General features: G+C 46.4%; 15 protein-coding genes. 10 read left to right on the top strand and 5 right to left on the bottom strand.

What is annotated here, in order from left to right; translation table 11 throughout:
* Positions 1–48 precede the first annotated feature (48 nt).
* The 6 genes from AB4482_RS20215 to rlmJ all read left to right on the top strand — a co-directional run bounded on the left by AB4482_RS20215 (position 49) and on the right by rlmJ (position 8,671).
* On the top strand, positions 49–897 hold the full coding sequence (locus tag AB4482_RS20215) for a LytTR family DNA-binding domain-containing protein (RefSeq protein WP_104216089.1): 849 nt from the start codon (positions 49–51) through the stop codon (positions 895–897).
* A gap of 237 nt (positions 898–1,134) precedes the next feature.
* Positions 1,135–3,909, top strand: a complete 2,775-nt coding sequence (locus AB4482_RS20210; RefSeq protein WP_372181517.1) for a M16 family metallopeptidase — start codon at positions 1,135–1,137, stop codon at positions 3,907–3,909.
* Between the two features lie 299 nt (positions 3,910–4,208).
* Complete coding sequence (locus AB4482_RS20205) at positions 4,209–4,673, top strand: hypothetical protein (protein WP_102320392.1); 465 nt, start codon at positions 4,209–4,211, stop codon at positions 4,671–4,673.
* Positions 4,674–4,847: 174 nt separating this feature from the next.
* The gene (gene secD / locus AB4482_RS20200) at positions 4,848–6,647 is read left to right on the top strand and encodes a protein translocase subunit SecD (protein WP_102320393.1); all 1,800 of its coding nucleotides are present in this window, start codon (positions 4,848–4,850) and stop codon (positions 6,645–6,647) included.
* A 2-nt stretch (positions 6,648–6,649) separates the two neighbouring features.
* The gene (gene secF / locus AB4482_RS20195; protein WP_017061264.1) at positions 6,650–7,603 is read left to right on the top strand and encodes a protein translocase subunit SecF; all 954 of its coding nucleotides are present in this window, start codon (positions 6,650–6,652) and stop codon (positions 7,601–7,603) included.
* A gap of 201 nt (positions 7,604–7,804) precedes the next feature.
* Positions 7,805–8,671 carry a 23S rRNA (adenine(2030)-N(6))-methyltransferase RlmJ gene (gene rlmJ / locus AB4482_RS20190; protein ID WP_017065096.1) on the top strand — a complete coding sequence of 289 codons (867 nt, stop codon included), beginning with the start codon at positions 7,805–7,807 and terminating at the stop codon, positions 8,669–8,671.
* A gap of 298 nt (positions 8,672–8,969) precedes the next feature.
* Here rlmJ and AB4482_RS20185 read toward each other — a convergent pair whose 3' ends face one another.
* The 3 genes from AB4482_RS20185 to AB4482_RS20175 all read right to left on the bottom strand — a co-directional run bounded on the left by AB4482_RS20185 (position 8,970) and on the right by AB4482_RS20175 (position 12,105).
* The gene (locus AB4482_RS20185) at positions 8,970–10,058 is read right to left on the bottom strand and encodes an alkene reductase (protein WP_372181515.1); all 1,089 of its coding nucleotides are present in this window, start codon (positions 10,056–10,058) and stop codon (positions 8,970–8,972) included.
* Positions 10,059–10,114: 56 nt separating this feature from the next.
* Positions 10,115–11,323 (bottom strand): MFS transporter, encoded by a 1,209-nt coding sequence (locus AB4482_RS20180; protein WP_372181513.1) that lies wholly within the window; start codon positions 11,321–11,323, stop codon positions 10,115–10,117.
* A gap of 98 nt (positions 11,324–11,421) precedes the next feature.
* Complete coding sequence (locus AB4482_RS20175) at positions 11,422–12,105, bottom strand: SDR family oxidoreductase (protein WP_372181511.1); 684 nt, start codon at positions 12,103–12,105, stop codon at positions 11,422–11,424.
* A 173-nt stretch (positions 12,106–12,278) separates the two neighbouring features.
* Here AB4482_RS20175 and AB4482_RS20170 point away from each other — a divergent pair, with 173 nt between their 5' ends.
* The 4 genes from AB4482_RS20170 (at position 12,279) to AB4482_RS20155 (ending at position 14,725) form a co-directional block, all read left to right on the top strand.
* Positions 12,279–13,208, top strand: coding sequence for a LysR family transcriptional regulator (locus tag AB4482_RS20170; protein ID WP_102320399.1), 930 nt, complete (start codon positions 12,279–12,281; stop codon positions 13,206–13,208).
* 113 nt (positions 13,209–13,321) lie between these two features.
* Positions 13,322–13,714 carry a GFA family protein gene (locus AB4482_RS20165; protein ID WP_372126979.1) on the top strand — a complete coding sequence of 131 codons (393 nt, stop codon included), beginning with the start codon at positions 13,322–13,324 and terminating at the stop codon, positions 13,712–13,714.
* Positions 13,715–13,743: 29 nt separating this feature from the next.
* Positions 13,744–14,211, top strand: a complete 468-nt coding sequence (locus tag AB4482_RS20160) for an OsmC family protein (protein WP_065583947.1) — start codon at positions 13,744–13,746, stop codon at positions 14,209–14,211.
* 169 nt (positions 14,212–14,380) lie between these two features.
* Entirely contained in the window at positions 14,381–14,725 is a 345-nt protein-coding gene (locus AB4482_RS20155) for a ribosome recycling factor family protein (protein WP_017061272.1), read from the top strand.
* Positions 14,726–14,869: 144 nt separating this feature from the next.
* Here the strand turns inward: AB4482_RS20155 and AB4482_RS20150 are convergent, their stop codons facing one another.
* Both AB4482_RS20150 and AB4482_RS20145 read right to left on the bottom strand, forming a co-directional pair.
* Positions 14,870–15,109, bottom strand: coding sequence for an RNA-binding protein (locus tag AB4482_RS20150; RefSeq protein ID WP_017061273.1), 240 nt, complete (start codon positions 15,107–15,109; stop codon positions 14,870–14,872).
* A gap of 131 nt (positions 15,110–15,240) precedes the next feature.
* The gene (locus AB4482_RS20145) at positions 15,241–15,909 is read right to left on the bottom strand and encodes an SDR family NAD(P)-dependent oxidoreductase (protein WP_017065090.1); all 669 of its coding nucleotides are present in this window, start codon (positions 15,907–15,909) and stop codon (positions 15,241–15,243) included.
* Positions 15,910–16,161: the final 252 nt, after the last annotated feature.

Below are 16,161 nucleotides of genomic sequence, written 5' to 3'. Positions count from 1 at the left end.
CAGTGACGCAAAATAGATGATTTACAGTGTGAATTTAAAGGACTGACCATGAACAACCCAGCAGTACAGCCGAGCGTAACGGCGATTATCGCAGACGATGAAGCACTGTTAAGGCACCACTTAGACAAGAGCCTTGCTGAGGTTTGGCCGGAGCTAGAGATCGTTAGCAAGGCACAAAATGGTTTGGAGGCGATGGAGAGTATTCAGCAGCTTAAGCCCGACGTGGCTTTTCTCGATATTCGTATGCCGGAGCTGGATGGAATCTCGCTGGCGAAACAACTCAACAAGCTAGATTCGCCACCATTGATTGTGTTTATCACGGCTTATGACGAATACGCGGTCAAAGCTTTTGAGCACAATGCGATGGACTACCTACTCAAGCCAATCAATGAAGAGCGTTTACTGGCCACATGTCAGAAAGTGCAAGCGCGTCTGTCGAGCAATCAAACACAAACAGGTACCACGCCAGAACAGCCCGATATCACGGTGTTAATGGCTCAGCTTCAACAACTATCCCAGTCGACGTCACAGCAAACGCAGCCTCCTTATCTATCGGAGAAAAAGTATCTCACATGGCTCAAAGCCAGTGTCGGAGAAGACATTCACCTAATCGCCGTCGATGATGTCGCTTACTTCAAAGCGGAAGACAAGTACGTGTCGATATTCAAAAAAGGCCAAGGCGGTTTGCTAGAGGAATTTATTCTTCGCGTATCATTAAAAGAGCTGATTTCGCAGCTTAACCCGGATGAGTTTTGGCAGATCCATCGCTCGGTGGTGGTTAAAGTGTCGGCCATTGATAAAGTGAAGAAAGGGCTCTCAGGCCAGATGTCTGCTTATGTGTCAGGAGAGAAGTTACCGATCAGCCGCGCTTCGCAAGCGCTCTTTAAGGGTATGTAGCGAACTAGCTTAAATGTATGTAGCCATTGATTTTAAATGGATGTAGTTAGCGAGTTTAAATGGATGTATTAGGCTCTATCAAAACGCTGCTTTAAACGAGCACAGGCGATCTTACATAACGTATAGTGATTTATAAAATAAAGATCTAGGTCACAAAGATACTCATCCGGTTCAATATTAAATAATAATCGTTAGCTCAATCTGTATATTGTCGATGAATGACATTAAGAGGTTGTTATGAAAACATATTATTTAGCGACGGCACTATGCCTAACTTTGGTTGGCTGTAGCTCAACATCAAAAACCACCGAAACGCCAATCCAGCCGGATCCGGCATGGACTTCAGGCCAGCTAGAAAATGGCCTTACCTACCATGTTTATCCAGATCATGAAGAATCCGTATCTGTTCGTTTAGTCGTGCACGCGGGTTCAATTCAAGAGACTCATCAGCAAGAAGGTTATGCTCACTTTCTGGAGCACATGGCATTCAATGGCAGCAAGAATTTCTCTGAAAATGACGTGATTCGCTTATTTGAAGATGCAGGCGCTAGCTTTGGTGCTGATATTAATGCCTACACCTCTTATGAAGAGACGGTCTACCAGTTAGATTTGCCAGATAACGTCCAATTGCAGTCTGCCCTGACGTGGATGCGTGACATTGGTGATGGCCTGGATCTATCAAGTTCAGAAGTCGAAAAAGAAAAAGGCGTGGTTCTTGGTGAGTTCCGTATGGCTCGCCTCGATGATAAGTCATTCGGAGATATATATTATGATTACTTCGTTGAAGGCGGCCCGTACGAATCGCAAGATGCATTAGGGACTAAATCGTCGATCGTGAATGCTACTCCTCAAGGCATCAGCAACTTTTATCAGACTTGGTATCAACCTCAAATAGTTGAGCTGGTCGTTTCTGGTGATGTGGACATCAAAACTGTGATTCCACTTATTGAAGAAAAGTTTTCTAGCTGGGAGCGTGGCGACACGCCGAGACCAGACAAACAGAAAGTGACCTCGTTCAATGAAGATGATTATGTTGAGTACGCAGGAAGAGAAGCGCCAAGCATCACTCTGACGTTTAACCGCGGTTCAAATATAGTTGAAAATCATGCTCAGCAGAATCAACGCAGGTTAGATGAAACCGCTCAGCAATTGATTCAACGACGATTAGAAGCGGTGTTCAATGATGCCGCGTTCCCGACTCAATGGATTGCATCTGATAGTTATCGAATGGGCGCTTTTTACTATTCGTCAATAAGTGTTGGGTTTCCGGCTGGAGACCGTGAAGTTATCCAACAAGATCTGCTTTCTACATTGGCGTCATTGCGTGATTTTGGTGTTTCGGAAACGGATATTGCTGGCGAACTGTACTACTACCAAGACTTGCTGGATAACATCGAGCATAACTGGGATAAAATGGACAGTGTTGAACACGCGAATTACAAAGTGAGTGCGTTAGTCAATGATCGAATAGTCCAATCACAGAAAGATTATCAAGCAAGCTTGGAAGCTTTCATCGCTAACTTGAGCCTTGAAGTGATTAACGACAACATCAAGAATCTACTTTCTGATGATTACTTTATTGTTATTGGGATGGATGACAATGAAGACAGAACTGCGGTCATCAACTCTCTAGATAGCTTAAAAGCCACGTATAGCGAGGCGGGAATTCCGCCGCTTGCGATAGGAACAGCCAGTGCTTTTGCTGTACCTAGCTCGCAAGGCGAGGTTGTACTTGCTGAACAAATGTCCGTAGACCCATATATCCAAAAGTGGACGTTGAGCAATGGTATCGACATGTGGTATCTGCGTGATTATGTGGCGGGTGATGATGTTGGGGTGATGTACATGAGCCTCGGCGGAAAAGCCGCTTTGGATCCGAGCCTTTACCCAGCGGTTGAGGTTGCGTTACCTACTTTCGCTCGAAGTGGTGTGGGTGAATTTACGGGTTCTGAGCTTTTAGCGTACTTTGATCGTGAAGATATTAGAGCTGATTCCTTTATTGGCAACACTCGCCATGGTGTTGAATTTAGTATTAACAAAGATGGGCTCAAAGATACGTTTGCTGCGCTTTATACCTTCATAACTGCGCCTAAAATTGTTCCCGAGCAGTTAGAGGCAGTGAAACAGGAGTTTGTACAAGGTCAAGAATCTTTCTTGAGCAGCCCTGTCGGTCAGTTTGAGCGCGCAAGAAACCAGAATATCTATCGTCAAGACAGTGGCCACCTCTTTGTTGATAAAGAACGTGTTGAAGCGGTTTCTGTGGAAGACGTCGCTAATCTTCATCAGCAATTGTTTGGTCAAATGAGGCATAACCAATTGGTGATCGTGGGTGACATCGACCCAAGTGAATTAAAGCCTTTGGTTGAGCAATACTTGGCTTCGATTCCATTAGAAAAAGCTGAGGTTCCTGAATTTAAGGTGGCTTACAAGCAGCCATCTGAATCACGCATTGATTTAGCGATCAACAATGTGAATAGTGCAGAGTACATCTTACGAGTCATCTCTGAACCTGAAGCCGAAACCGACCAAGGCGTAACGGCAAAAGATATCTTCACGGAAAACTTGCTAGAACGACTGCTGGCGGCTCGTTTAGATGCTTATATTCGTGAAGAGTTGAGCTTAGATTACTCGCCATATACGTATTCATCATCCGCAGATAGTGAGCTGAGTGGTGAGTGGGTTATCGGGGCGATGGTAGCGCCGGAGAACGTTGACCAAGTCGAAGTGGCGATCGATAAAGTGATTGCAGACCTTTTACAAGGCGTCTCTGAAAAGGAAATGCACGCAGTCGTGAAACAGTTTGAAGCGGACTTCACGCCTCTCGAGATGAGCTCTATTGACCAAGCATGGTACCTGTCTCGTTATTTACTTCATGGTTACGATATCGAAGCTTTGTCTCAAGTTGAGCGAGTGGCGAGGTCGATTACTGCGGAAGACATGAATCAACTTGTCCAACGCATCTTTGGTGAAGATAGCCGTAAGGTTAAGAACATCATGCGTCCTAAAGCCTAAAGCCTAAAGCCTAAAGCCTAAAGCTTGAAGCCAATAGAAAGAGACAGCTGAAAGCCAAGCGAGCACCGCTTGGCTTTCTTGTTTTTCTACTATTCATAACATCTATCCATCACCAGTTGTTAAGCCGTTTTAGATCTATGTAAATCTAAATTGCGAGGGTGCTTAATCGGTTGCATCGAATCATTTTCTAAAAAAATGTTTTAAATCAAGACAGCGTTTCATTTGTATTGTAGATTGACGATCTACGAGAATGTTGTTTGGATATTAGATTGCTTAAACTGGGTACCCGATTAGTCTTAATGTTGTTTTTACTGAGCTTTGGCTTAGTGAATTCTAACGGCTATTCGTTTCCTTCTAAGCCATTTCAAATATACTCGGCTCAAGAGCAATCTTCACAGAATGATCTTTGTAAACAAGCTGATACGGATAATCCGTCGAGCTACTTAGAGTGCGATAAGACTCAGTTTGGCACCGTGCCTTCTGGTGACAGTTCTAACTATCACGACACCGAATCAAGCCTTCAAGCAGCAAACTTCAGACGTATGCTCAGTAACGAGCAAGAAAGCGTGGCCGATCTTGAGCCTGCTTATCATCTACTGATTGACTTCTCTCCCCCCTCAATACTGGCTTCCCTGCTCTTCAACACGCCGTTGTTGGATTCCAAGCTGCACTGGACCAGTATTGTGAGTTCTCCGTCTTCCCGGCTTTCGGGGTGGAAAGAGGGCAACATCCAATACTCGCATTTCCGAGAACTTCTTAGCTAATCGTTTGACCCTAAATTGGTCGTATCGATGGTCGCCTAGTGCCCATTGAACTTGCCAGTTAACCAAGACAAACATAGCGACATCAGCTTTAGCATCACTACCATTCAATCAGCTTGTTCTGGTTGCGATTAGCCATTGCTCGTGTTCGCAAAATATTAGTTCAAAGAAGAGATCTTGACTGTGAAAAAACGCATTCAAAGAAAACAAATAAACCACTACTCAAAGTGGAAATACGTGGTGCTTATCGCCACTATCATCATCATGGTTCTGAGTGCTTTACCTTCTTGGTATGGCGAGAATGCGTCGGTTCAAATTAACAACCGTTCTGAACAGACCATCGATGCTAGCCAAATTACCCAATACCTTGCGAGCGAAGGCATTCAAGCCAAATCGGCATTTCAAAAAGACCAACGTTTAGTCGTAATCTTGGAAGACGCAGAACAACAAGCGAAGGCTAAAGAGGTGCTGAATGAGCGCCTATTGGACAACGCGACGGTTGCGCTAGCGATGGAACCAGCAGCACCTAAATGGCTAACTGACATGGGCTTTGCGCCGATTCAGTTAGGCCTTGATTTACGTGGTGGTGTGCAGTTCCTGTTAGAAGTGGATATGGAGCCTGTTTATCACGCGCAAGCTCAAGCGATGGTCGAGGAGGTGACCAGTCAGGTGCGTTATGCCCGCGGTAAAGTGGTGAACAACCAAGTTCAGTTTGATTTCCGTACCGACGCCGATTTCGAAAAAGCCCAGAAGCTGATTCGTCAAGAGTTCCCACAATGGCTACGTAACCGCTCAGACAAGTCGCTAACGTTAACTCAGTCTGAAGAAGAGCAAAGAACGCTACGCAACCTTACGGTTCAACAAAACCTGCAAATCATGCGCAGCCGTATTGAAGAGCTAGGCATCACGGAGGCATCGATTCAACGCCAAGGTGAAAGCCGTATCCGTATCGAGTTGCCGGGTGTACAAGACCCTGCTGCAGCGAAAGACGTGATTGGTGCAACGGCATCATTGGCGTTCTATTCGGTGTACGACAATGCCACTCGCAGTACTCAAACCCTGAAAGATTCAGACGGCAACCGTGTGGTCGTCGACCGCAAGGCTGTGTTGAGTGGCGAACACATTATTGATGCTCGCAGTGGCATTGGTGAGATGGGCAGTGCAGAAGTCAACATTACGCTGGATTCTTCTGGTGGTAAGAAAATGTCTGAGTTCTCACGTCATAACATCGGTAAGCCAATGGCAACGGTGTACAGCGAATATAGCCGCGATAGAGCGGGCAACAGCAAGCAAGACAGTGAAGTGATTAGTGTGGCAAACATCCAATCTCAACTGGGTAGCCGCTTCAGAATCACTGGCGCAGGCAGTTTGGCAGACGCACAAGAGCTTGCGTTACTGTTGCGTGCGGGGTCATTGACTGCGCCTGTGACCATCATTGAAGAACGTACTATTGGCCCATCTTTGGGTGCTGAAAATGTAACCAACGGCTTTGCTGCTTTGGCACTTGGTCTTGGCCTTACGCTAACGTTTATGGCGCTATGGTACCGCCGCTTAGGTTGGGTCGCGAACTGTGCATTGGTGGTTAACATGACCACGTTGTTTGGTTTGATTGCCTTGCTACCGGGTGCGGTGTTAACTCTGCCGGGTATTGCGGGCTTGGTACTGACCGTCGGTATGGCGGTAGACACTAACGTGCTTATCTTCGAGCGTATTCGAGACAAGATGAAAGAAGGGCGCAGCTTTGCTAGCTCTATCGATCGTGGTTTCGATAGCGCATTCTCGTCAATTTTCGATGCTAACGTCACCACCATGATCGTTGCTGTAGCTCTATACACCATTGGTAATGGACCGATTCAGGGCTTCGCTCTGACTCTAGGCTTAGGTCTTCTAACCAGTATGTTCACGGGCATTTTTGCTTCACGAGCGATCATCAATTTGGTTTGGGGGCGTGACCAACGCCACGATGTAAGGATTTAAGCATGAGTACTTCAAAAATGACTATTTCAGACCGCTATTTTTCAAATAGCTATATTTCGGATAAGAATATGACTCGCCTTCGTAAGGTGATGTCTGCGATATCTATTGTGCTGTTCATGAGCTCTGTGATGCTGGTGGCGGTGAAAGGTTTTAACTGGGGCTTGGACTTCACAGGTGGTGTGGTTGCTGAGGTTCAGCTCTCTGATCAAGTCACCAAAGATGCGTTAAAAACAAAACTTGATACGGCCTTCCAACAAGATGTGCAAGTGGTTGGTATGGCAGAACAGGATCGCTGGACAATCCGTTATAGCCAACTGACAGACGCTCCACAGCCAAACTTAGTGGATGCTTTGTCTTCTGTAAGCGACCAAGTAAAAGTGCTCAACAGCAGCGTGGTTGGCCCTCAAGTGGGTCAAGACATGGTTGACCAAGGTGGCTTGGCGGTATTGGTGTGTTTCCTAATGATCATGCTGTACCTGAGTGTTCGTTTTGAATGGCGTTTGGCTCTCGGCGCGCTTGCCGCGATCATCTATGACGTGACGCTCATCTTGGGTCTGTTCGCTTTTACTCAGTTTGAGTTCAACCTGACCGTATTGGCGGCGGTGTTAGCGATTTTGGGTTACTCATTGAATGACTCGATCATCATTGCCGACCGTGTTCGTGAAATGCTGCGCGGCAATCCAAACGGTGATACTGATAACCTGCTTAACGAATCGGTTAAAGCGACCTTCTCACGCACCATGGTGACTTCAGGTACAACGCTAATCACCGTATCAGCGCTTTGGCTGCTTGGTGGCGCGGCACTGCAAGGTTTCGCAATTGCATTGGTTGTCGGTATTGTCAGCGGTACGTGGTCTTCAGTGTCTGTCGGTATCACACTGCCTAAGCTACTTGGTCTACAGCCTTGTCACTACCAAGTGAAAGCGCCAGTAGAAGTTGAGGGTGAGTACCCTTAGGTTATCTATTGGTTAACAGTACAACTTAGTCAGTAACGTCAACAAAGCCCTTCGTTTATAGTAAAACGAGGGGCTTTATTTTTTATAAGAGTCAAACAGTTACAGAAAAGAGAGCCTATTTCAAAAAACGATGGATTGAGCAGGCAAGCCCTCATGATATGAAGTATGTTTAGATGACGTTCGTAGAAATGAGGCAAGGGAATGGAATATCGACATCAATGTCATGTAGGCGACCATGGTGATGCGCTAAAGCATCCAGTATTGAGTGCACTTGTTCAGTCATTAATGCAGCAACATTCACGCCTCAATGTTATCGACACGCACTCTGGTACAGGGTGTTATGACCTCAACACTGCACCAAGTAATCATGCTGGTGAGTTTGCTGAAGGGGTTGGGTACTTGTGGCGAAACAAGGCTTATCTTCCTCCGGCATTCGCTTCTTTTATGTCGGTGCTGGAATACTACAATCCGAACCAACTTATCTCTCTCTATCCGGGTTCTGCAGCCATCACCTACCAACAAGGCCGCAGCCAAGATAGCTTCTATTTTTCAGACATTCAGCAAGATGAAGCCGACTTATTACAAACCAACATTGAGAAGCTGCAACGCGATCTTGATGTTTCAAGTAAGCTCACCATTACCGCTGGCGATGGCTTGAAAGCACTGCCTGACGACATAGCAAAACACGACAACCATCACCTGATTGTTATCGACCCGCCCTATGAAACCGATTCTGAATATCTCGCGGTGATTGATGCCTTGGTTAAGGCGTATCAGCAATCTGAGAAGGTATCTGCACTAATTTGGTACCCGCTCTACACGGATGACAAGAGCTCACTGATTTTGAACCACTGTATAACTGCAGTGAAAGATGGTTTGCTGCCAAGCCCGATTAAGTCGGAACTTCGCCTTCGTGATCCTAAGGGGGATGATCGCCTGATCGGCAGTGGTTTACTGTTGTTCAATCCTCCCCAAGGCATTGCGGGAACGGTCGCAGATACGCTCGATTATTTACACAGCCAACTCGCCACTAATGGTGAAGGCTACTGGCAAATGAGAAGCTTATAGATCTGATTTTTATGGGTTTTATGATGGTTTTCTAGACATCACTAACTAAACCACTGTTATCTATGTGGTTTAAATTGACCAAACGCTAACTTTTATCGATTGATTAATTGCAGTGAATCATTTAAAAATAGAATATCAATGCGCACAAGTGCATAATGGCTCATAAGTTAAATAATTAGTCCCAGATTAATATCAGATTGTGGTTTACCCCCTAAACTGCATTAGGCTCGCACTAGTCATGCGAGCCTTTCTTTTGCCTGAAGGAAAATCTAAGGCAGTTCTATCAATTTAAGATTCACTACAACACTGGATAATCGATGTAGCCTTTTTCGTTGCCGCCGAACAGAGTGGCGCCATCAAGTTCTGATAGTTCGCTGCCGTTTTGTAGGCGTGAAACTAGATCTGGGTTAGCAACGAATGGGCGACCAAATGCGACGAGATCGGCGTAGCCTTTGCTTAGTACTTCTTCGGCGCGTTGTGGTGTGTAGCTGCCGGCAACGATGATGGTGTTAGAGAACAAGGCTCTTAGTTCGACACGGAAGCTTTCAGGGATAACTGGAGCATCATCCCAGTCGGCTTCTGATAGGTGCAGGTAAGCGATGTCTCGATCTTGAAGTGCCTTCGATGCCTCTAAAATCGTTGGTACGATATCTGGGCAGTTCATGTCTTTGAAGGTGATGAACGGCGCCAAGCGCACACCTACTTTATCGGCACCTATCTCTTCTATCACAGCATCAACCACTTCGATTAGGAAGCGAAGTCGGTTCTCGCGGCTACCGCCGTAGTTGTCGGTGCGTTTGTTTGAGTTGGTTCTTAGGAACTGATCAATCAGGTAGCCATTGCCACCGTGTATTTCCACTCCGTTGAACCCTGCCTCGACTGCTTTTTTCGCTGAGTTAGCAAAATCTTGAACAACACGATCTATGTCTGCTTGGGTCATCTCTCTTGGTTGGATGCAATCCACCATGTTGCCGTTACCATTCTCATCAGAGATCCAAACCTGCGTTTCTATGGGTGCCAGTGCTGAAGGTGCAATCGGCAACTCGCCTTTTTGAAAGGTAGGGTGTGATACTCGGCCTACGTGCCATAGTTGGCAGAAGATCGCGGCACCTTGCTCTTTTGCTGCTGTGGTGACTGATTTCCAACCTTCGATTTGCGCATCGGTATAAACGCCGGGTGTGAATGAGTAACCTTGGGAATCATCTGAAATTTGTGTGGCTTCAGTGATGATAAGCCCTGCACTTGCTCGTTGTTGGTAATAAGTCGCCATTATGTCGTTTGGCACGTTTCCTGGTTGGCTAGTACGAGCGCGTGTCATAGGTGCCATAACCACGCGGTTTTGCAGTGCTAGGCCTTTCAGTTCTGATGTTTCGAATAATTTGTTCATGGTGTGTACCTTGTTTTAATGCTGTGATCTTTCTTTTTGTATGGGGCTATATCGCGTTATTTGCTTTCTGCTGGGCTGAAAATAGAGTTGCTTTGTGGCTTGCCCGCTCGGTTGGCTTTGGCGATAAGCAGCAAACCAATCACTGGGACAACAACGGCTGCGAATGGAATCATGCCTGCGCCTAGTTGGCTGTCGAGAACCATGCCGCCAAGGAATCCACCAAAGGCATTGGCCAAGTTAAACGCTGAGATATTCGCAGTTGCTGCTAGCTCTTGGCCTTCGCCACCGTTGTTCATCACTCGAAGTTGCATGGCTGGAACGTTCGCAAATGATGCAATACCAAAGACAAATGCCGCTGCAACGAATAGGATTTTGTTGTCTACCACAAGGCCAACCACCACCAATGAAACGATCATTGCGACAGCCCAAAACATTGAAGCTTTGCCTAGGTTTTTATCTGAAGAACGTCCGCCCAAGGTGTTACCGATGATTAAGCCGACACCCACAATCACTAAGATCCAAGTAACAGATTCTTGACCGTAGCCGGTGATGTGCATAGCGATTGGCGCAAGGTATCCGTAAAGCGTCATGAAGCCAGACCAAGCAAAAGCAGTGATTGCCAAGCTGATCAGCAGCATTGGGTTTTTGAACGCTAACAGCTGAGTTTTGATGTCTTTTGCTTCACTGTGACCAGTCGATTTGATTGACGTTAGAATAGAAATCATCGCAATCGTGCCAAGTGCAGCCACGGTAAAGAAAGTGGTGTGCCAGCCGAATTGCAAGCTAACCCAAGTTCCCGCTGGAACGCCAAGAACGTTAGCGACTGTTAGGCCTGCGAACATTTGGCCAACGGCACGACCTGCCATTTTTTCAGACACTAAGTTGGTTGCGACAACCGCACCGATGCCATAGAAAGGGCCTTGCACTAAGCCTGCGATCACACGGCTTGCCAGTAGAAGTGGATAGCTTGGCGCTAAGGCGGATAACACGTTGCCAATAATGAACAGTGCCATTAAGCCAATCAGCACTATCTTCTTATTAAAGCGCGCAAGGTAGATTGTTAAGATCGGGCCGCCGATAACGATAGCCAACGCGTAAGCACTGATAAGGTAGCCAGCTTGACCTTCTGTGATTGAAAGTGATGTGGCGATTTGTGGAAGAATGCCTGCGATAACAAACTCAGCGGTGCCAATTGCAAATGCTGCGAGTGTCAGTATCCAAACTTGGAATGGCATCTTTTCTTGTGTCATGGCTTCTGATTTCATAGTGAAGTACCTGTGTTAATTCTTGTTTGTTAGGACGTGAGATACACGCCCTAACGATTGTTCTTTATGTCTTTGCTTCTTTGCTTCTTTGCGGAGTGTTAGCCGAGTAGAGCGCCGCCGTCGATGTCGATGATTGACCCTGTTACGTATGGGTTGTTAATCGCGAATAGGTAACCCATAGCCACCTCTGAAGGCTCGCCAACCTTGCCTGCAGGTAGGTTGTTTTTGGCGTTGTCGTACATGCTTGCACGAGCAGAGTCGTCCATGTTTTTGTAGGCTTCCGTCATGGTCAGGCCGGGGCTAACGGCATTGACGCGAATGGGTGATAGCTCTTTCGCCAGTATTTTGGTTACGCTTTCTAGCGCGGCGTTGATGGCGGTTTTTACGTAAGTGCCAGCCACTACTTTGCGAGACAACATGCCTGTCGTGAGCGTGATAGAGCCGTTTGGCGTCATGTAGCGTGAGGCATGTTTTGCTACGTTTAAGCTGCCCCAAAACTTAGTGTCAAAAGCTGTCTTAGCGTCTGCCGTTGCTACGTCTGTTACTTTTCCTGCGGGAGCGGATGAGCCAGCCGTTACGATTAAGTGGTCAAACATGCCAATCGATTCAAAGTATTCACAAATTGATTTTTCATTGCTGATATCAAGTCCTGTATGTCGGCTAGCGATGTGCACTGTGTTGTTTTCGTTTCTCAATTTCATCGCGAGTGCTTTACCGATGCCTGATGTGCCACCAATGATGACGAAAGTGCGCTGCTCTTGATTAGTCGATTCGTTAGTCATGCTCTGAATTCCTGCGTTGTTCTGTTGATGTTTGTCATTATATGTATTCGACTAAGTTTGATAATTGTCTAAAATATAAATTCATTATTCGGTTAACCTGAATAGTGTGACTGGGTATTCAGATCGAGCATTAAGATCGAGAAGTAAGACGAAGAGACGGAAGCGAGAATCGTATGGATAAGTTTTCAGATATGGCGATGTTCGTCAGTATTGTTAAGCATCACGGGTTAGCGGCGGCTGGGCGCGAACTGGGTTTATCACCTGCGACCATGACAGCAAGGCTTCAAGCGCTGGAAGAGCGATATGGTGTGAAGTTGTTGAATCGAAGTACGCGCCATGTGTCTTTAACCGACTCTGGCGAGCTGTATCACAAGGCGTGTCTGGAGATATTGGATAATGTCAGTGAGGCCGAAAACCTGATCCAAAATGGCGTCAAAGAGGTCAAAGGTCCACTCAAAATCGCCGCGCCGAAAGACATCGGAAAGCAGTACATTCTTCCGATTCTCTCTGAGTTCTGTCAGCAATATCCCGACGTGATCCCTTACCTCTACTTGAACGATAACCTCTCGAACATTGCTGAATCTGGCATGGATATCGTGGTCCGTTATGGTGAATTGGTCGACAGCAGTTTGATATCCAGACGCTTGTCACCAAGCCGACGTGTGCTGTGTGCTTCTCCTGAATATCTTGCCAAGCATGGAACACCGTTAACACCACAAGATTTGGTTGATCACGATTGTTTAGCCATGCTGCGCAGCAATGAAGAGCTCAAGACATGGCACTTCCAAGATCATGATATGAAGAAGTCGATTACTGTTGTTCCAAAGCGATTTTCAGACGATGGCGAAGTGATTCGCTACTGGGCATTAAAAGGCGAGGGCATTGCTCTTAAATCGGTACTGGATGTGCAAGGCGACATCAATAACCAGCGCCTTGTGACGCTGCTTAATGGCTACATGAAGAACTTCAACACCGCGATGTCGGTGTCGAGTGCCGATTTGAATGTGGTGTACATCAGCAAGAAATATCAGCCCAAGCGTATCCGGTTGTTTCTTGATTTCTTGTTTGAGCGGTTTGGCGATTTGGTTGAAAAGTCTAGTTAGATTAGCCGAGAAGCAGCGCATGACAGATCTCTCGAACTCAACACCCGGGTACGGACAGAGAACATTGAACTGGTTATGATACGACCAACATAAGGATGTGATTGGAGAGAAAAATGAAAGTCGTCGGAGATACGGTTATCCAACCTTTTCACAAGGCAACCTGCCATTGCGGTGCGGTTGAACTAGAGCTCAGGTTACCTAACGGGATAGAAAAACCACGCCGCTGTGATTGCTCGATCTGTCGTCGCAGGGGAGCGATTGTGGGCTCTGTTGCGCTGGATGGCATCAAGATCCTTAAAGGTGCAGAGCATCTCAAGCTTTACCAATTCAATACCAATACCGCGAAGCATTACTTCTGCTCAAACTGCGGTATCTATACCCATCATCAGCGCCGTTCTAGCCCAAACGAATACGGTTTTAACATCGGCTGTTTGGAAGGGGTGAATCCTTTTGATATTGGTGATGTGGTGACCAACGATGGTGTCAATCATCCAGCTGATCGTTAATTTATTGAGCTTTAAAAAGGGAAGAAATTATGTCTGAATATGGAGCGGTCATTCGCTGGAAAAAAGCAGAAGATGAAGTCTTTAGCGACAATCAATACAGTCGAGGTCATACGTGGGAGTTCGATGGTGGTGTCACTGTGCCTGCTTCGTCCTCTCCACATGTTGTGCCACTGCCGTTTTCGGTGGAAGCGAATGTTGATCCAGAAGAAGCGTTTATCGCGGCACTTTCTAGCTGCCATATGCTGACATTTTTGGGCATTGCTGCAAAACAGAAGTACGTAATTGACTCTTATGTCGATGATGCGATAGGTGTGCTGGAAGAAGATGAATCCGGCCGCTCATCGGTCACTAAGGTGACTCTGCGCCCTAAAATTGTGTTTTTAGGTACCAAAAAGCCCACCGCCAAGCAGCTCGACAAACTGCACCACTTGGCGCACAAAAACTGCTTTATCGCGAACTCGGTAAAAACGGACATTGTGGTAGAAACTAAAGCGTAAACCACACACGTTAACATCCAAAAACCGCGAGGTTGCTTAGTGCATCACTGGCGGTTTTTTTGTGTCTGTGTAATCCTACGTACGGTTTTAATTGAGTGACAGTTAGAAAGTTTTGAGAGATAGGTAGAGAGCTCTTGAATGGTAGGAATAGATTGATTAGCGGAGAGTTATGTTTAGCGTCCCATTGAATAGTTTTGTACATCGTGTGAGTGATAAAAGCCAAGTGATGGTGAATGCTGCGGAATGTGGATGTCAGTTGAAACGAGTTCGTCGTTCGCGTAATTGGCTGTTGGTCGCTCAAGAGTATCAACTCGTTGAATTTAAAACGATGTTAACCCATGAAAAAGACGGTTGGATAGCAATTGCAATCGACAAAGTGCTGCCTAAACCCGTGGTGTGTTTGGCATCTCTGTTGGCCGCTACACCTTCAATGACTGTGGCTCAGCTGGTGATGGAATCTGGATGTTCAATGGCCGAAGCAAGACGTGCTATTGATGAACATGAAGGTCTGTAGGCGTATTCAAATCGTGTGAAAAGAGAATTGCGAGCAGCAAAAAGCCCGTAACGATATTGCGCTGGAAAACGTCATATCGTTACGGGCTTTATCATCTGTGCTGCTGTTAAGCTAAGCCATGCGGCTTATGAAGCATTGAATCGATTAAGAGTTCGCTACTTTTACACGAATCGTGTTTTTGCCAAGCTTTGACAAGTTCAGCTTGTTTAGTGCCGCTTTAGCTTCTTCTTGCTCTGGCATTTCAACAAAAGCGAAGCCTTTTGAGTCGCCAGTTTCTTGGTCTAAAACTAGGCTGCACTCTTTTACTGAGCCAAACTCAGAAAATAGCACACGGATGTCTTGCTCAGAGGTAGAGCGCGATAGGTTACGAACTAGAAGTTTCATAATAAACCTTGAATATGAATTTACGCCGAGCATTGTCGCACACTTTCATGCTCACCCTCACAAATAATTACTCTAATCATTTCTTTGGTAATGTGTCGCTCTATTTACCGATTAAGCGAGCTGTTTACCTGCTAGCCGCGGTTTATCGTGATATCTGACACGAATCCATGCTCTGTGCTGGTCAACGCCTGTTGTAGCATCTGAGCGGCTTCTTGCGCGGTCATAAAGCTCGAGGTATCCATGCCTTTACCGCTTGTATTCCAAAACTCGGTCGCCATTCCTCCAGGGTAAACCGCCACGATTTTCATCGGGTGACCTTTTAGCTCCAACCTCACCGATTCGATAAAGCCTTTCACGGCCCATTTTGCCGCGCAGTAGGTGGACTCTTCCGCTTTAGCACCTTGTGCCGCCGTCGACATCACCACAGCGATGGTGACCGATTGATCTTTGTAGCGCTGTACAAGCTCGCGAATCAAAAAGATCGAAGACTCAATATTGTTCTTCAGCATGTCGCTGATGATGGTTGGATCTTGCTGTTCTATCTTACCGAAGTACCCACTGCCAGCGCTGTGGATCACCAGCTTCGGCATTTCAGGTAACGCATCCAATAACTCGCTCACTGAGTGCGGGTCACAGAGATCACACGCTTGGCTAATGGTATTCGCAGGTAGGCCTTGCGCCACTTCTGCTAAACGTTGTGCATTGCGACCTGTAATGGCTACGCGCTGAGCGTCGGCGTTAGCATATTGTTTCGCGAGAGCTGCGCCTAAACCGCTGCTTGATCCGGTAATTAAAATCATACTGTCTTCAATTTGTAGAGTTGATTCGAGATAGTAAGGGGCTAGGCTAAGATTTTCTGAGATCTATGGCTAAAGTTGATCGATAGCCTGGTTGATAGGTTGATAGGTTGATAGGTTGATAGGTTAATAGCTTGGGTGATCGGTCGAGCGGTAAGGCTGAGCTAAGAGAGTGGGGGAAAGCCGTTAAGAATCGACGGGTTTAGCAAGAAATAACAGCGTTAAAAAACAACGAACTAACAAGTAAAAGCGCCG

This window comes from Vibrio sp. 10N.222.55.C7, from assembly GCF_041473335.1.
Classification (GTDB): Bacteria; Pseudomonadota; Gammaproteobacteria; order Enterobacterales; family Vibrionaceae; genus Vibrio; species Vibrio crassostreae_C.
The sequence above is the reverse complement of the archived record's forward strand: the minus strand, read 5'-3'. Positions and strand labels throughout refer to the sequence as shown.

Excerpts from the sequence above, each read along its gene's own strand:
- AB4482_RS20150 (WP_017061273.1), bottom strand. The coding sequence starts at position 15,109 with ATGAAACTTCTAGTTCGTAACCTATCGCGCTCTACCTCTGAGCAAGAC.
- AB4482_RS20210 (WP_372181517.1), top strand. The coding sequence starts at position 1,135 with ATGAAAACATATTATTTAGCGACGGCACTATGCCTAACTTTGGTTGGC.
- AB4482_RS20160 (WP_065583947.1), top strand. The coding sequence starts at position 13,744 with ATGTCTGAATATGGAGCGGTCATTCGCTGGAAAAAAGCAGAAGATGAA.
- AB4482_RS20155 (WP_017061272.1), top strand. The coding sequence starts at position 14,381 with ATGTTTAGCGTCCCATTGAATAGTTTTGTACATCGTGTGAGTGATAAA.
- rlmJ (WP_017065096.1), top strand. The coding sequence starts at position 7,805 with ATGGAATATCGACATCAATGTCATGTAGGCGACCATGGTGATGCGCTA.
- AB4482_RS20165 (WP_372126979.1), top strand. The coding sequence starts at position 13,322 with ATGAAAGTCGTCGGAGATACGGTTATCCAACCTTTTCACAAGGCAACC.
- AB4482_RS20175 (WP_372181511.1), bottom strand. The coding sequence starts at position 12,105 with ATGACTAACGAATCGACTAATCAAGAGCAGCGCACTTTCGTCATCATT.
- AB4482_RS20215 (WP_104216089.1), top strand. The coding sequence starts at position 49 with ATGAACAACCCAGCAGTACAGCCGAGCGTAACGGCGATTATCGCAGAC.
- AB4482_RS20205 (WP_102320392.1), top strand. The coding sequence starts at position 4,209 with ATGTTGTTTTTACTGAGCTTTGGCTTAGTGAATTCTAACGGCTATTCG.
- secF (WP_017061264.1), top strand. The coding sequence starts at position 6,650 with ATGAGTACTTCAAAAATGACTATTTCAGACCGCTATTTTTCAAATAGC.
- AB4482_RS20145 (WP_017065090.1), bottom strand. The coding sequence starts at position 15,909 with ATGATTTTAATTACCGGATCAAGCAGCGGTTTAGGCGCAGCTCTCGCG.
- AB4482_RS20180 (WP_372181513.1), bottom strand. The coding sequence starts at position 11,323 with ATGAAATCAGAAGCCATGACACAAGAAAAGATGCCATTCCAAGTTTGG.
- AB4482_RS20185 (WP_372181515.1), bottom strand. The coding sequence starts at position 10,058 with ATGAACAAATTATTCGAAACATCAGAACTGAAAGGCCTAGCACTGCAA.
- AB4482_RS20170 (WP_102320399.1), top strand. The coding sequence starts at position 12,279 with ATGGATAAGTTTTCAGATATGGCGATGTTCGTCAGTATTGTTAAGCAT.